Source organism: Streptomyces sp. NPDC000348 (genome assembly GCF_042898795.1).
Lineage (GTDB): Bacteria > Actinomycetota > Actinomycetes > Streptomycetales > Streptomycetaceae > Streptomyces.
This window is the reverse complement of sequence record NZ_JBIAZD010000004.1, coordinates 300,024-314,132: the sequence shown is the minus strand read 5'-3', so window position 1 is coordinate 314,132 and position 14,109 is coordinate 300,024. Positions and strand designations below refer to the sequence as shown.

Genomic DNA, 14,109 nt, shown 5'->3' with positions numbered 1-14,109 from the left:
GGCGTGCGGATCGAGCCGATCCGTGTGCGGCGGGCCCGGCTCGTCGGTGTGCGGTTCACTCGGGGTGCGGCCAGTACACCGCCGTGCGCTCCGCGGGGTCAGTCACGGAAACCATGAAGGAGTTGGCTGGCCAGCTGGGGCATCTTGTAGATTCGTATGAACGGAGGTCCTCTGTAACCTCCCCACCTTCCTCCGGTAACAGGGGACACGGTCCAGGACACGGCCGACACCGCCGATCAGCCACCCGACGGGCCCTCACCGGGCGATCCCGCCACGGTCCATCGCAGGTATCGAGACAAGAAACGACGGAGACGAGAATGCGGCTGCGCGCACTGCTGGACACCGACGCGCTGGGCCTGAGGCTGCTCTGCGGCGAGGACGAGCTGGAACGCGGGGTGCGCGGGGTGATGACCACCGACCTGAGGGACCCCAGCCGCTATCTCTCCGGCGGGGAACTGGTGCTCACGGGCCTGGCCTGGCGCCGGGACGCGGCGGACTCCGAGCCGTTCGTACGGATCCTGGCGCAGGCCGGGGTGGCCGCCGTCGCGGCCGGTACGGCGGAGCTGGGCGATGTGCCGGACGATCTGGTCGTGGCCTGCGCGCGGCACCGGCTGCCGCTGTTCGCGGTGCACGAGTCGGTGGCCTTCGCGACCGTCACCGAGCACGTCGTGCGGCAGGTGTCCGGCGAGCGCGCCGGTGACCTGGCGGCCGTGGTGGACCGGCACCGGCGGATGATGACCGCCGGTCCCGCGGGCGGCGGCCCGGAGGTCGTGCTCGACCTGCTGGGCTCGGACCTGGACCTGCGGGCGTGGGTGCTCTCGCCCACGGGCCGGCTGATCGCGGGGTCGAAGGCGGCGGGCCCGTCGCTGCCCGCCGACGTGTGCGCGCGGCTGGCCGCGGAGCAGCTGGCGGCCGCCCGCACCGGCCGGCGCGGCCCGTACCGCGTCACGCCGGACCGGACGACGTACAGCCTCTTCCCGGTGCGCGGCGGCGGGCGTTCCACGCCGGCGTCGCGCGACGTGCGCGAGACGGTGCTGTCGGACTGGGTGCTGGTGGTCGAGGCGGACGCCGGGGACTGGGCCGAGGAGCGGCTGGACCTGCTGCACGGCGTCACCCAGCTGATCGCCGTCGAGCGGGACCGCAGGGACGCGGCGCGCACGGTGCGGCGCCGGCTCGCGCAGGAGCTGCTGGAGCTGGTGCAGACGGGTGCCGCGCCCGCCGAGATCGCGGCGCGGCTGCGGGTGGCCGCGCCGGTGCTGCTGCCGGGGCTCGGGGCCGCGCCGCACTGGCAGGTCGTGGTGGCCCGTGTCGACTGGGACGGCGGGGAGGCCGACGGCGGGCCGGTGGCCCAGGCGCTGCTGGAGGAGATCCTGGTCGATCCGGCGTCGACGGGGCCCGAGCACTCCGACCGGATCGCGGTGGCCCACACCGGCGACGAGGCGGTCGCCCTGGTGCCGCTGCCCGCGGTGACCGGCGGGCACGACGGCCCCGGTACCGGCGTCCTCGCCGAGGCTCTGCTCGCCTCCGTGCGCGACCCGCTCACGGCCGGGCTCGACGGTGACGGCCGCCTCACCCTCGGCGTCTCCGCAGCCGTGCACTCGGCGGAGGGGCTGCGCGGGGCGCTGGAGGAGGCACGGCACGCCCGGCGCGTGGCCGCCGCCCGCCAGGGCCGGGTCTGCGCGGCCGGCCACCAGGAGCTCGCCTCGCACGTCCTGCTGCTCCCCTTCGTCCCCGACGACGTACGGCGCGCCTTCACGGCCCGGCTGCTCGACCCGCTGCGGGACTACGACCGCCGGCACCGCGCGGAGCTGATCCCCACCCTGGAGGCGTTCCTCGACTGCGACGGCTCCTGGACCCGCTGCGCCTCCCGCCTCCACCTGCACGTCAACACGCTGCGCTACCGCGTCGGGCGCATCGAGCAGCTGACGGGCCGTGACCTGTCCCGTCTGGAGGACAAGCTGGACTTCTTCCTCGCGCTGCGGATGAGCTGAACCCGTCCGGGTCCGGGCGTGCGATTCGGGCCCGTGATCCGGGACTTTGTGAAATCCTTCACCCACCCTCTTGGCCGGGCCCGGTGGTTCGTGCTGAGATGCGGCCACCACTCAACAGCTCGATGGCGTGCTCGGGGAGGGCAACGTGGCGCATACCGCCATGTCCGGTGACGGAACGACCGCCGATGACGATCCCCTCCAGACCGCGGTGTGGCGGCTGCGCTCCCGCGCCTGCTGGGCCGACGCCGCCGCCCTGCTCGAACCGGCCGGCCCGGACGCGGCGCTGCAGCGGGCGTCGCTGCTGGTGGAGCGGTGCCTGTACACCGAGGCGGGATGGGAGGAGGCCGAGGACGCGCTGCGCACGGCCGAGGCCGTGGCGCACAGCGACGACGAGCGGGGGGCCGCCGCTTGTGAACGCGGGTACTTGGCCTACGCCGCCACGCTGTTCCAGGTCCGCGACCGGGCCGACGAGGCGCGGGCCGCGCTCGGCCGGGCGGCGGCGCTGATCGCTCCGGGCGCGGCGGGGCGGGCGCTGCTGGACTTCCGGCGCGGGCTGATCGCCGAGAACCTCACCCGGTCGCCGCAGGCGGCGCGGGCCGCGTACCGGCGCGCCCACGCGGGCGCCACCGCGCACGCCGACCCTCTGCTGCTCTCGGCCACCTGGCGCCATCTGGCCGGACTCGCCCTGCGCGAGGGCGAGTTGACGGAGGCCCGGCACGGCTTCGCCGAATCCCTGCGGATCCGCGAGGAGCTGGGCTACCTCGTCGGCACGGCCCCGGCCCTGGTCTCCCTCGCCGACACGGAGACCGAACCGGAGGCCTCCCGCCTCCGCGAGGAGGCCCGCCGCCTCTTCCGCCTCCTGGGCGGCGTCCCCACCTGGCTGGCCCGCCACCTCACCCCGCCGGCCCCGGGGGCGGCGACGGCATAGCGCCCCTGGAGGGGCCTTGGAGCAGGATCAGCCCGTCCGGCGTTCGAGGACGAGGCCCGCAGGGCCGACGGGGGTCCGGGGGGCGCACCCCTCGGGGACGGGAAGGGAAGGGGCGGCGGGGGCGGACAACCCGGCAGCGGTCGCACCGACCGCCCCCTCGGACCGCCCCGTTGGAGTGCCCCCCTCAGACCGCCCCGTCGAAGTGCTCCCCCACCAACGACCGCACCACATCGAGGTCCCCCGCGATCAACGCGTCCAGCAGGGCCGTGTGCTCATGGGCGTCGGCCACCAGCTCCGCCCGCCCGCGCGCGCCGGGAGCACCCCCGACCAGGGGCCACTGCGCACGACGGTGCAGGTCCTCGGCGATACGGACCAACTGCTCGTTGCCGCCGAGCGCCAGCACCGCGCGGTGGAAGGCACGGTCCGCCTCGGCGTACGTCGCCCGGCACCCGGAGGACGCCGCACGGACCGTGGCCTCGGCGAGCGGCCGCAGTTCGGCCCAGCGCTCGGCCGGCACGCTCCGCGCCAGCCGCATCATCACCGGAACCTCGATCATCGCCCGGATCTCGGCGAGCTCGGCCAGTTCCCGCGCGCCCCGCTCGACGACCCGGAACCCCCGGTTGGGCACGACCTCTACCGCGCCCTCCAGCGTGAGCTGCTGCATCGCCTCCCGCACGGGCGTGGCGGAGACGCCGAACCGCTCCGCCAGCACGGGCGCGGAGTACACCTCGCCGGGCCGCAGGTCACCCGTCACCAGCGCGGTGCGCAGGGCGTCGAGGACCTGTCCCCGCACGGAGGACCGCTGGACGGCGGGCCGCGGAAGGGCCGGTTCCCCGTGCGTGTGCTCACCGCGCGCGGCGCCGCCCTCGGCACGGTCCGGCAGGTCCCGCCGGCCCCGCTCCCGCCCGGCGTCCGGCCCCGTCGGCTGGGCGGGCACCCGGAACCGGCCGGGGGCGGCCGGGCCGGTCACCGCGTCCCCCGTCGCTGCGGAGCCCTGCGTGCCCTGCTTCACCAGGTCCTCCTGCGGACGTTTCGGTACTTGAGGTCATTACGGCGGGTTGTCACCTGTCCGTCAAGCACCCTAAGCGCACAGGGGCGCCGGTTCACATCGCCACGATGTTCGGTAAGGTGAGCCTTACCTTTATTGCCCTGCTCCTCAAGATGTGAAGGGGTGGTCCCATGCCCGTGCCCGGTTCGGCCGTCGCGGACGCGTACGCCCGCCTGGCGGAGGCGTTCCCCGCCCTGGGCGTCACCGAGCTCGGCGCCGGCGAGGCGGCGCCCACGGGCGGCGGCTGGGTCGCCGCGTCGGAGCTCGCCGAGGGCGGGGCCGCGCTGGAGCGGTTCCTCGGCTGGGACGACACCCAGGTGCTGCGGGACTACGGGCAGCGGGGCCGTCCGGACGTGATCGCCAGTTTCGGTCTGCACCGCTACGCCTGGCCCGCCTGCCTGCTGATCACCGTGCCGTGGTTCCTGCACCGCCGCGTGCCGCGCTACCCCGTGACGCACGTCTCGTTCGACCGCACCGCCGCCGGCCTCGCCGTGGGCCGCATGGCCGTGCGGCCCGACGGTTTCGCCTGCCTGCCCGGCGACCCCGCCGCCGCGCTGCCCGGCGCCCGGGTGGTGCCCGACGAGGACGCGCTGCGGGCGGAGGTGCGCACGGCGGTCGCCCAGCACCTCGAACCCGTGCTGAACGGCTTCGGCCCCCGGATGCGGCGGCGCGGCCGGGCCCTGTGGGCCATGGCGACCGACGAGATCGTCGAGAGCCTGCGGTACGTCTCCCAGCTGCTCGGCGAGGAGGAGCGGGGCCTGCGGGAGCTGGAGCTGCTGCTGCCGGGCGCGACCGGGCCGTACGTCGGCGCGGCGGTCTTCCGACGGCCGACCGGGCCCGACGGGGAGCCGGCGCCCGTCACCCGGGACCGGGTCAGCTGCTGCATGTTCTACACCCTGCGTCCCGCGGACGTCTGCGCCACCTGTCCGCGCGCCTGCGCCACCGGGCGGACGGCCGAGCGGGCCACCGCCCTGGTCGCGCAGGCCGGCTGACACCACGTCTGACAGCGGCACCCCCGTCCGGCGCGTAAGATCGTCCGCTGAGCACATCGCAGAGGTCACAGGGGCTTCACGATTCTCACACCCGTCGCGGGAACTTTCCGTGGAACCACCCGTACGGGTAGTCTTATTCGAACTCAACTCCCGCCCCTCACGCGGCAGTTCGAGCAGAATGCCGCCCTGTGCACCCCCTCGCACTTCCTTGGCGGCCTCTTGCCCCGAAACCCCCTGAGGGCCGCTGGGATTGGGCCACTATGGCGGGCGTTACACGCCCTATCCCAATGCAAGGGACCCCTTAGATGAGACTGACCGACATATCGCTGAACTGGCTGCTTCCGGGCGCCGTACTGTTCCTGGGCATGCTGGCGGCGGTGGCGGTGCTGGCGCGCGGGAAGCGCTCCTCGGTCAAGAGCACGAGCGCGGACGACTCGTGGGAGCGCAGCGAGGAACGCCGCAGGCGCAAGGAGGCCGTCTACGGCACCGTCTCCTACGTCCTGCTGTTCTGCTGTGCGGCGGTGGCCGCCGCGCTCTCCTTCCACGGGCTGGTCGGCTTCGGCGAGCAGAACCTCGGCCTCTCCGGCGGCTGGCAGTACCTCGTCCCCTTCGGCCTGGACGGCGCGGCGATGTTCTGCTCGGTGCTCGCCGTGCGCGAGGCCAGCCACGGTGACGCGGCCCTCGGCTCGCGGATACTCGTGTGGACGTTCGCCTTCGCCGCCGCCTGGTTCAACTGGGTGCACGCCCCCCGGGGCCTCGGACACGACGGCGCCCCGCACTTCTTCGCGGGCATGTCCCTGTCCGCGGCGGTCCTGTTCGACCGCGCGCTGAAGCAGACCCGCCGGGCCGCCCTGCGCGAACAGGGCCTGGTGCCGCGTCCGTTGCCGCAGATCCGTATCGTCCGCTGGCTGCGCGCCCCCCGGGAGACCTACCGCGCCTGGTCGCTGATGCTGCTGGAGGGCGTGCGCAGCCTCGACGAGGCGGTCGAGGAAGTGCGCGAGGACAAGATCCGCAAGGACGAGGCGAAGCAGCGCAGGCGGGACCAGCAGCGCATGGAGCGGGCCCGGCTGAAGGCGATCAGCCGTGGCCACCGGGGTTTCGTGGGCCGGGGCGGCGGACGCGAGCTGGAGGCGCCCACGGTGGAGCGCGAATCCGACATGGCCTCCGCGGAGCCTGCCCTATCGGCGCCGGAGCCCCTGCCCGTCCGCGCGCGTCCCTCCCTGCAGCCGGTGCGCACCGGCGCTGAACCGAAGACCGTCGACCTCACCGCCGAGGACGACACCCAGGCCCTGCCGCGCCTGGACTCCCTGGAGCGCAAGCTCAAGGACCTGGAGCAGCAGTTCGGCTGACGCCCCGCCGCGGTCCGAGGGGTGCGGTGCGCACCCCTCAGGCCGCGTCCGCGCCGAGTTCGAACCAGACCGACTTGCCCACCCGGTGCTTCCTGACGCCCCATCCGTCGGCGAGGGACTCGACCAGCACCAGCCCCCTTCCGTGCGTGCCGTCGTCGGTGCTCGGTGCCCGCGGCCGGGGCTCCCGGTCCACGAAGTCCCGTACCTCCACCCGTAATCCACGCGGTCCGACGGTGGCCGTCAGGACCGCCTCGTGGTCGGTGTGGAGGAGCGCGTTGGTGACGAGTTCACTGGTGAGCAGTTCCGCCACCTCGGAGCGCTCCGGTGTCCCCCAGTGCCTGAGCAGTTCCCGCAGCGCCCTGCGGGACTCGGGTACCGCCCGCAGATCCGCCCGCCCCAGTGTGCGCCTCAGCCGATCCGCCGAAGCCTGACTCTTCATGGCCCCCGCCCGCGTGCCGATGTCGATTCCCCCTGTGTTCGAACACCTTCACGGGAATCCTTGCCCGGTCACCCACGCGCCAGTCATGGCGGACGGTCACGAACGGTAGTTGGCCGAAGTGCGACGGCCATCCGGATGCGCGGAGGCCCGGTCACGCGCCCGCGTCACGGCCGGGGCACGTTGCGCAGGTTGGAACGGGCCATCTGGAGCATCCGGCCGACGCCTCCGTCCAGCACGACCTTGGAGGCGGACAGGGCAAAACCGGTCACCATCTCCTTGCTGATCTTCGGCGGGATGGACAGCGCGTTGGGGTCGGTGACGACGTCGACGAGGGCCGGGCCCTTGTGCCGGAACGCGGACTTCAGCGCCCCGGCGAGCTCCTTCGGCTTCTCCACCCGCACCCCGTGGGCGCCGCACGCGCGGGCGACGGCGGCGAAGTCGGGGTTCCTCATGGCGGTGCCGTGCGAGGGCAGTCCGGCGACCAGCATCTCCAACTCGACCATGCTCAGCGAGGAGTTGTTGAACAGGACCACCTTCACCGGCAGGTCGTACTGCACCAGGGTGAGGAAGTCCCCCATCATCATGGTGAATCCGCCGTCGCCGGACATCGACACGACCTGCCGGCCGCGGTCGGTGAACTGCGCCCCGATCGCCATCGGCAGCGCGTTCGCCATCGAGCCGTGGGAGAAGGAACCGATCACCCGGCGGCGGCCGTTGGGCGAGATGTAGCGGGCCGCCCAGACGTTGCACATGCCGGTGTCGACGGTGAACACCGCGTCGTCGTCGGCCATCTCGTCCAGTACGGACGCCACGTACTCGGGGTGGATCGGCACGTGCTTGTCCACCTTCCGCGTGTACGCCTTCACCACCCCCTCCAGCGCGTCCGTGTGCTTCTTCAGCATCCGGTCGAGGAACTTCCGGTCGTCCTTGGTGCGGACCCGCGGCGTCAGACAGCGCAGCGTCTCCTTCACGTCGCCCCACACCGCGAGGTCCAGCCTGGAGCGCCGGCCGAGGTTCTCGGGCCGCACGTCGACCTGCACGATCCGCACGTCGTCGGGGAGGAAGGCGTTGTACGGGAAGTCGGTGCCGAGCAGGATCAGCAGATCGCACTCGTGGGTGGCCTCGTAGGCGGCCCCGTAGCCGAGCAGTCCGCTCATGCCGACGTCGTACGGGTTGTCGTACTGGATCCACTCCTTGCCGCGCAGGGCGTGCCCGACCGGGGACTTGATCTTCTGGGCGAACTCCATGACCTCGGCGTGCGCGCCCTTGGTGCCGGCGCCGCAGAACAACGTGACCTTCTCGGCCTCGTCGATCATGTCGACGAGGCGGTCGATCTCGGCGTCGCCGGGGCGGACCGTGGGCCGGGAGGTGACGAGGGCGGTCTCGAGGGGCTTCTCGGGGGCGGCGTGGTCGGCGATGTCGCCCGGGAGGGTGACGACGCTGACGCCGGAGCGGCCGACGGCGTGCTGGATGGCGGTCTGCAGCAGCCGGGGCATCTGCCGCGGGCTGGAGATCATCTCGCTGTAGTGGCTGCACTCGCGGAACAGCTGCTCGGGATGGGTCTCCTGGAAGTACCCGAGGCCGATCTCGCTGGACGGGATGTGCGAGGCGAGGGCGAGGACCGGGGCCATGGAGCGGTGGGCGTCGTACAGGCCGTTGATGAGGTGGAGGTTGCCGGGGCCGCAGGAGCCGGCGCAGGCGCCCAGCCTGCCGGTGATCTGGGCCTCGGCGCCGGCGGCGAAGGCGGCTGTCTCCTCGTGCCGGACGTGGATCCAGTCGATGGCGGCGTTGCGGCGAACGGCGTCGACGACGGGGTTGAGGCTGTCGCCGACGACGCCGTAGAGGCGTTTGACTCCCGCGCGGGTGAGGATGTCGACGAACTGTTCCGCGACGTTCTGTTTGGCCATGGATTCCGTCTGCCCCTCGGGTGTCGAAGATGCCTGACGGGTTCCATGAATTCACACGGCGTGCGCTCACGCCTCCCACACGGCGGCGGCCGTGCGGTCGTCCGCGTACCCCTTGACCCGTACCTGGGTGTCGGCGAGGAACGCGGCGAGGCCGGGCGGTTCGGGGCGGGACCACCGGTCGGCGAGGTGCGCGCGGAGCTCCCGTTCGCCGTGCAGGGGGTCGGCGAGGCCGGTGCCGCACATCAGCAGGGTGTCACCCGGGCGGGCTATGGAGGCACGGAAGCGGAAGGGCTCGCGGGGCGGTTCGGGAACGGGCTCGTACGGGCTCGGGGGCGTGGGGATGCCCAGGTCCATGGTGAGGCGGTCGCCGTCGGGGGTCTCGGGGGGCGGCGAGCCGAACCCGACCACGGGTTCGCCCCTGGCCTCGGTGGGCTCGGGTTCGATGTCCTGCCACGCGCCGTCCCGCAGCCGGAACAGTCCGCCGGGGCCGACGCCGAAGAACACCCGGGTGCGGCATTCGGGGTCGGCGGGCAGGAGGAGGCAGCGCAGGGTGGCCGCGTAGGCGTCGGGTTCGAGGCCCCGCTCGGCCGCGCCGGCCCGGAGCCTGCCGAGGGTGCGGTCGGTGAGGCGGTGCAGACCGGATTTGAGGTCACCGCGCCGGGCGGCCCTGATGTCGTCGACGAGGCGGGCGTGGCTGCGGCCCACCGCCGCGCCGATCCACCGGCAGGCCTCGGCGGCGGCCCGGTGGGTCCCGGGCGCGGTCCGGGCGCCGGTCGCCAGCGCCACGAGGACGAGGGCCCGCTCCCCCGTCCCGAACCGGGCGGTCAGCAGCGCGTCGCGGCGGGGTTCGCCCCGGTAGCGCGCGGAGTCCCCGCGCACGGAGGCGGCGCGCAGGGTGCAGGCCCCGTAGCGGGCCCCGTCCAGCACGGTGTCCGGGACCAGGCCGTCCAGTTCGTCGGGGTCGGCCGGCGGGAGGGCGGTGGGCTCGGCCTCGTAGGTGGGCGGCCGGGGTCCCACGTGGGGGCGGGACGGGAGCGGGGCCGGAAGCGGTCCGAGGCGGGAGGGGCGGGGGGCGGAAGCGTCCGCGGACCCGGGGGCGGGCGGGGCGGTGGAAGGGGGCGGGGGCGCGGTGGCGGGGGTCCAGGGACCGAAGGCCGCACCGGAGGTGGGGGCGGCCGGGGGCGGCGCCGGCCGCGGCTCGGGCGGGGGGAAGGTCACCGGGTCCGCGGCCTCGGCGGGCGGGGGTTCCCAGGGGGCGCGGGGCGGGGCGACGGCGGGCGGGGGCGGGAGGTCCGCCGGCGGGCCGGGGGCCGGACGGGGGCCCGGGACCTGAGGGGCGGCACGTGAGCCGCCCGGGGCCGGCCCGCCCGCGTCCAGCGTGCCGGACGCCGAGGCGAAGCGGTCGTCCAGGGAATCGGGCGCCGGTACGGGGCCCGTGTCGCCGGTGGTGTCGTCGTACAGCTGCCCCCACCAGTCCTCCTCGGGACCGGTGGGCCTTCCCCCCTGCTGGCTCATGCCCCCGATTGTCCACGGCGCGGGCCGGTTGGAAACCGGGCATCGGGAAAATCCCCGTCCCTCGGTGTGCCCCGGACGGCGTGTCGGGTGACCGGCGGGACGGCTGTGCGACGGGTGCCACCGGGGACGTTCCGTCCTGCGCCGTTCCCCGGCCTCCTGCACTCTGGACAGATGGGAGCGTGGGACCTCCTGCTCGCCGGACTGGTGCTCCTGCTCGGACTGTGGGGAGTGCTGCTGCCGGGAGTGCCCGGCTCGTGGCTGGTGTGGGCCGGGGTCCTGTGGTGGGCGCTGAAGGACCCGCGGCCCGTCGCCTGGTGGGTGCTGGTGGGGACGACCGTCGTGCTGTTCCTGTCCCAGGTGGTGCGCTGGGCGCTGCCGCCCCGCCGGCTGCGGGCGCGCGGCGACGACGCCCGGATGCTGGTGTACGCGGGCTGCGGCTCCTTCGCCGGCTTCGTCCTGCTGCCCGTGATCGGCGCGGTACCGGGCTTCCTCGCCGGGGTCTACCTCTTCGAGCGGCTCCGTCTGGGCCGCCGCGGCGGGGCGGTCGCGGCGTCGCGCACGGCGCTGCGCTCGGGCGGGTGGAGCGTGCTGGCGGAGCTGTTCACCTGCCAGCTGATCGTGGCCGCGTGGCTGGGCGCGGTGTTCTGGGGCTGATCCCCTCGGCTCACGGCCGCAGCACGCCCTCGTGGGTGAGCAGCCGCACCTTGCGCTCCAGCCCGCCGGCGTATCCGGTCAGCGATCCGTCGGCGCCGATCACCCGGTGGCAGGGGCGGACGATGAGCAGCGGGTTCGCGCCGATCGCGCCGCCGACGGCCCGCACGGCGGCGCGGGGCGCGCCGATCCGGGCCGCGATCTCGCCGTAGGACACGGTGGCCCCGTAGGGGACGTCGTCGAGCGCGGCCCACACCTTCTCCCGGAACGGGGTGCCGACGGCGCTCACGGCCAGCCGGAACTCCTTGAGGTCGCCGGCGAAGTACGCGGTGAGCTGCCGCTCGGCCTCGCGGAACGGTCCGGGGTCCCGCCGCCAGCCGTCCGCCGGCGTGCGCCCGCCCTTCTGCCCGGGCACGGAGACCGAGGTCAGCTCGCCGGTCGGGGCGGCGGTGAGCAGCAGCGGTCCGACGGGGCTGTCCACCCGCGTCCAGTAGGTGGTCATCATCACTCCAACTCCCCTGCGGCGCGCAGGTGGTTCAGGGCGTACGAGCGCCAGGGGCGCCAGGTGTCGGGAACGCCGGGCCCGGGCGGGGCCACGTCCGGGTCGCCGAGCGCGCGGGTGCGGATCTCGGCGATCGTACGGGCGTCGAGGCCGGGGACGGCGCCGAGGGCGTCCCGGGCGTCGTCCCGGTCGGCGCCGGGTCCGAGGCGCACGGTGCCGTCGGCGAGGGCGGCGGTGAGCGCGCCCAGGGTGCCGTCGGGCTCGGCCCCGGCGAGGACGGCGGCCTCGGGGAACAGGTGGGTGAGGGGGCCGCAGGGGGCGTCGAGCCGCTTGCCGTACCGCTGGACCAGCCGTGCGGCCTCGTCGCGGCCCACCAGCGCGCGCACCGCCAGCTCCTCCGGGTCGGCGGCTCCCGGTGAGCGCAGTCCGGGCCGGGCGGCGACCAGCGGGGCGAGCCGGGCGTCGGCGCCGAGCCGTTCGTCGACGGCGTACGGGTCGGCGTCCAGGTCGAACAGCCGCCGCAGGCGCTGTACGGCGGTGGTCAGATCGCGGAGGTCGGTGAGGTGGACCCGGGCGTCGAGCCAGCCGCCGGGGTGGGCGCCCGGTCCGGTGTGCGGGCGTTCGTCCACGGCGGCGATGCCGGTGCCGTGGGGCAGGCGCAGGGTGCGCCGGTAGGTGCGGGTGCCCGGGGCGCCGCTGATGTCCTCGACGCCGGGGACGGCCTCGCGGTGCAGCAGGTCGAAGACGGGGCCCGCCCGGTAGGGGCCGCGGTGGGCGAGCCGCAGGGGGATCCCGGCGGACGGGGTGGCGGTGCGCGCCCGGCCCCGGCGGGGCGCGGCGGCACGCAGCTCGCTGGGTGTGGTGGCGTAGACGGCCCGTACGGTGTCGTTGAACTGCCGCACGCTGGCGAATCCGGCGGCGAAGGCGATCTCGGTGACCGGCAGCCCGGTGGTCTGCAGGAGCACCCGCGCGGCGTGTGCCCGCTGGGCCCGGGCGAGCGCGACGGGCCCGGCGCCGAGTTCGCCGGTGAGCAGGCGCTGCACCTGGCGGGCGCTGTAGCCGAGCCGTGCGGCGAGTCCGGCGACGCCCTCGCGGTCGACGACGCCGTCGGCGATCAGCCGGACGGCCCGGCCGACGACGTCGGCCCGCACGTTCCACTCGGCGGAGCCGGGCACGGCGTCCGGGCGGCAGCGCCGGCAGGCGCGGAACCCGGAGCCCTGCGCGGCGGCGGCGGTCGCGAAGAACCGCACGTTGTGCCGCTTCGGGGTGACGGCGGGGCAGCTGGGCCGGCAGTAGATGCCGGTCGTCTCCACGGCGAAGAAGAACACCCCGTCGAACCGGGCGTCCCGGCTGCACACCGCCTCGTACCTGCTGTCCTCGTCCTTCACACCGTCCAGTCTCCGCCGGCCGGGGAGCCCCGGCTGGCGGAAATCGGACAGGGAGGTGCGCTACCGCAGGCGGCCCCGCTTGGCCTCCATCGCCGCCCTGCCGATGGCGCCCTTGCGCTTCCAGTCCCTGCGGATCTCCGCGCGGAGCCTGGCGTCGGTCTTGGCGACGATGTACTGGTTCTCCCGGAGCAGCTTGCGGTAGCTCTCCAGGCGGCGCTGCGGCAGGTCACCGGTCTCGATGGCGTCGAGGACGGCACAGCCCGGTTCGCTCTCGTGGGCGCAGTCCTGGAACCGGCAGCGCTCGGCGAGCTCCTCGATCTCGGCGAACACCTGGCCGACGCCGGTGGAGGCGTCCCACAGGCCGACGCCCCTGAGGCCCGGTGTGTCGATGAGGACTCCCCCGCCGGGCAGCGCCAGCAGGTTGCGGGTGGTCGTGGTGTGGCGTCCCTTGCCGTCGACGTCCCGGATGGCCCGGACGTCCATCACGTCCTCGCCGAGGAGCGCGTTGGCCAGGGTGGACTTGCCGGCGCCGGACTGCCCGAGCAGCACCGACGTGCCGCCGGCCGTGATCGCGGTGAGGACGTCGAGCCCGTCCCCGTCCCTGGCGCTGACGGTGAGCACCGGCACGCCCGGCGCGCTGGTCTCCACGTCCTGGACGAGGTGCGCGCGGGTCGCCGCGTCCGGCACCAGGTCGGCCTTGGTGAGGACGACCACCGGCTGTGCCCCGGACTCCCAGGCGAGCGCGAGGAAGCGTTCGATCCGGGCCAGGTCGAGTTCGGCGGCCAGGGAGACGGCGACGACGGCGTGGTCGACGTTGGCGGCGAGGATCTGCCCCTCGGACCGCTTGGAGGAGGTGGAGCGCACGAAGGCGGTACGGCGCGGCAGGTAGGCGCGTACGTAGCGGGGGTTCCCGCCGGGTTCGACGGCGACCCAGTCGCCCGTGCAGACGACCCGCAGGGGGTCGTGCGGGGTGACGAAGGCGGTGTCGGCGCGCAGGGTGCCGCCGGCGGTGACGACGTCGCACTGGCCGCGGTCGACCCGGATCACACGGCCGGGCAGCAGCCCTTCCGCGTCGTGGGGGGCGAACTCGTCCGCCCAGGCGTCGTCCCAGCCGTAGGGGGCGAGCGCGGAGGAGACGGAGGTGGAACTGGAGTTCAAGGGGGTGACCCTTCAGGTGGGTGGCCCCGGCGGCCGCGCGTACGCATCCGTACGCGGACGGGAAAAGGGTGAGGTCAGCCGGTGGCCACGGAGGTGGACGTGATGGATTCCTGAATGCGGGCAGCGTGCAGCGCAATGACAGCCATCGGTCGACACCTCCTCACTCCATGAACGGTCCGGTACGGCGGCGTACGGCCACCGTGTGATCCGTGGTCACAGTAGCCCGCCGCCTCCCCGGCCC

Annotated in this window: 12 protein-coding genes; 5 read left to right on the top strand and 7 right to left on the bottom strand. The window is 74.5% G+C overall.

The window, feature by feature from the left end; all coding sequences use genetic code 11:
- Positions 1 to 317 precede the first annotated feature (317 nt).
- Together ACFY3N_RS11005 and ACFY3N_RS11000 are read left to right on the top strand one after the other, a co-directional pair.
- Positions 318 to 1,991 carry a PucR family transcriptional regulator gene (locus ACFY3N_RS11005; RefSeq protein ID WP_390816314.1) on the top strand — a complete coding sequence of 558 codons (1,674 nt, stop codon included), beginning with the start codon at positions 318 to 320 and terminating at the stop codon, positions 1,989 to 1,991.
- Between the two features lie 160 nt (positions 1,992 to 2,151).
- A complete protein-coding gene (locus ACFY3N_RS11000) occupies positions 2,152 to 2,919 on the top strand; it encodes a hypothetical protein (protein WP_390816467.1) in 768 nt (255 codons plus the stop codon).
- Positions 2,920 to 3,103: 184 nt separating this feature from the next.
- Here ACFY3N_RS11000 and ACFY3N_RS10995 read toward each other — a convergent pair whose 3' ends face one another.
- Positions 3,104 to 3,931 (bottom strand): GntR family transcriptional regulator, encoded by an 828-nt coding sequence (locus ACFY3N_RS10995; protein ID WP_390816313.1) that lies wholly within the window; start codon positions 3,929 to 3,931, stop codon positions 3,104 to 3,106.
- A gap of 167 nt (positions 3,932 to 4,098) precedes the next feature.
- Here ACFY3N_RS10995 and ACFY3N_RS10990 point away from each other — a divergent pair, with 167 nt between their 5' ends.
- Positions 4,099 to 4,959: a (2Fe-2S)-binding protein gene (locus tag ACFY3N_RS10990; RefSeq protein ID WP_390816312.1), complete on the top strand. Its 861-nt coding sequence runs from the start codon at positions 4,099 to 4,101 to the stop codon at positions 4,957 to 4,959.
- A gap of 305 nt (positions 4,960 to 5,264) precedes the next feature.
- Positions 5,265 to 6,308 carry a DUF2637 domain-containing protein gene (locus ACFY3N_RS10985; protein WP_390816311.1) on the top strand — a complete coding sequence of 348 codons (1,044 nt, stop codon included), beginning with the start codon at positions 5,265 to 5,267 and terminating at the stop codon, positions 6,306 to 6,308.
- Positions 6,309 to 6,345: 37 nt separating this feature from the next.
- Here ACFY3N_RS10985 and ACFY3N_RS10980 read toward each other — a convergent pair whose 3' ends face one another.
- The 3 genes from ACFY3N_RS10980 to ACFY3N_RS10970 form a co-directional block, all read right to left on the bottom strand.
- Positions 6,346 to 6,747: an ATP-binding protein gene (locus ACFY3N_RS10980; RefSeq protein WP_390816310.1), complete on the bottom strand. Its 402-nt coding sequence runs from the start codon at positions 6,745 to 6,747 to the stop codon at positions 6,346 to 6,348.
- A gap of 164 nt (positions 6,748 to 6,911) precedes the next feature.
- A complete protein-coding gene (locus ACFY3N_RS10975) occupies positions 6,912 to 8,654 on the bottom strand; it encodes a pyruvate dehydrogenase (protein WP_390816309.1) in 1,743 nt (580 codons plus the stop codon).
- Between the two features lie 66 nt (positions 8,655 to 8,720).
- Positions 8,721 to 10,169 (bottom strand): protein phosphatase 2C domain-containing protein, encoded by a 1,449-nt coding sequence (locus tag ACFY3N_RS10970; RefSeq protein WP_390816308.1) that lies wholly within the window; start codon positions 10,167 to 10,169, stop codon positions 8,721 to 8,723.
- A gap of 171 nt (positions 10,170 to 10,340) precedes the next feature.
- On the opposite strand from ACFY3N_RS10970, the gene ACFY3N_RS10965 reads away from it, so the two are divergent.
- Positions 10,341 to 10,823 (top strand): DUF456 domain-containing protein, encoded by a 483-nt coding sequence (locus ACFY3N_RS10965; RefSeq protein WP_390816307.1) that lies wholly within the window; start codon positions 10,341 to 10,343, stop codon positions 10,821 to 10,823.
- A gap of 10 nt (positions 10,824 to 10,833) precedes the next feature.
- Here the strand turns inward: ACFY3N_RS10965 and ACFY3N_RS10960 are convergent, their stop codons facing one another.
- The 3 genes from ACFY3N_RS10960 to rsgA are packed head-to-tail and all read right to left on the bottom strand — an operon-like array spanning position 10,834 to position 13,868.
- Positions 10,834 to 11,325 carry a methylated-DNA--[protein]-cysteine S-methyltransferase gene (locus tag ACFY3N_RS10960; RefSeq protein WP_390816306.1) on the bottom strand — a complete coding sequence of 164 codons (492 nt, stop codon included), beginning with the start codon at positions 11,323 to 11,325 and terminating at the stop codon, positions 10,834 to 10,836.
- Positions 11,325 to 12,710: a bifunctional transcriptional activator/DNA repair enzyme AdaA gene (locus ACFY3N_RS10955; protein WP_390816305.1), complete on the bottom strand. Its 1,386-nt coding sequence runs from the start codon at positions 12,708 to 12,710 to the stop codon at positions 11,325 to 11,327. Before ACFY3N_RS10955 ends, ACFY3N_RS10960 begins: the two co-directional genes overlap by 1 nt.
- Positions 12,711 to 12,770: 60 nt before the next feature.
- Complete coding sequence (rsgA, locus tag ACFY3N_RS10950; protein ID WP_390816304.1) at positions 12,771 to 13,868, bottom strand: ribosome small subunit-dependent GTPase A; 1,098 nt, start codon at positions 13,866 to 13,868, stop codon at positions 12,771 to 12,773.
- Between the last annotated feature and the right edge of the window lie 241 nt (positions 13,869 to 14,109).

Excerpts from the sequence above, each read along its gene's own strand:
- ACFY3N_RS10980 (WP_390816310.1), bottom strand. The coding sequence starts at position 6,747 with ATGAAGAGTCAGGCTTCGGCGGATCGGCTGAGGCGCACACTGGGGCGG.
- ACFY3N_RS10960 (WP_390816306.1), bottom strand. The coding sequence starts at position 11,325 with ATGATGACCACCTACTGGACGCGGGTGGACAGCCCCGTCGGACCGCTG.
- ACFY3N_RS10985 (WP_390816311.1), top strand. The coding sequence starts at position 5,265 with ATGAGACTGACCGACATATCGCTGAACTGGCTGCTTCCGGGCGCCGTA.
- ACFY3N_RS11000 (WP_390816467.1), top strand. The coding sequence starts at position 2,152 with ATGTCCGGTGACGGAACGACCGCCGATGACGATCCCCTCCAGACCGCG.
- ACFY3N_RS10975 (WP_390816309.1), bottom strand. The coding sequence starts at position 8,654 with ATGGCCAAACAGAACGTCGCGGAACAGTTCGTCGACATCCTCACCCGC.
- ACFY3N_RS10970 (WP_390816308.1), bottom strand. The coding sequence starts at position 10,169 with ATGAGCCAGCAGGGGGGAAGGCCCACCGGTCCCGAGGAGGACTGGTGG.
- ACFY3N_RS10990 (WP_390816312.1), top strand. The coding sequence starts at position 4,099 with ATGCCCGTGCCCGGTTCGGCCGTCGCGGACGCGTACGCCCGCCTGGCG.
- ACFY3N_RS10965 (WP_390816307.1), top strand. The coding sequence starts at position 10,341 with ATGGGAGCGTGGGACCTCCTGCTCGCCGGACTGGTGCTCCTGCTCGGA.
- ACFY3N_RS11005 (WP_390816314.1), top strand. The coding sequence starts at position 318 with ATGCGGCTGCGCGCACTGCTGGACACCGACGCGCTGGGCCTGAGGCTG.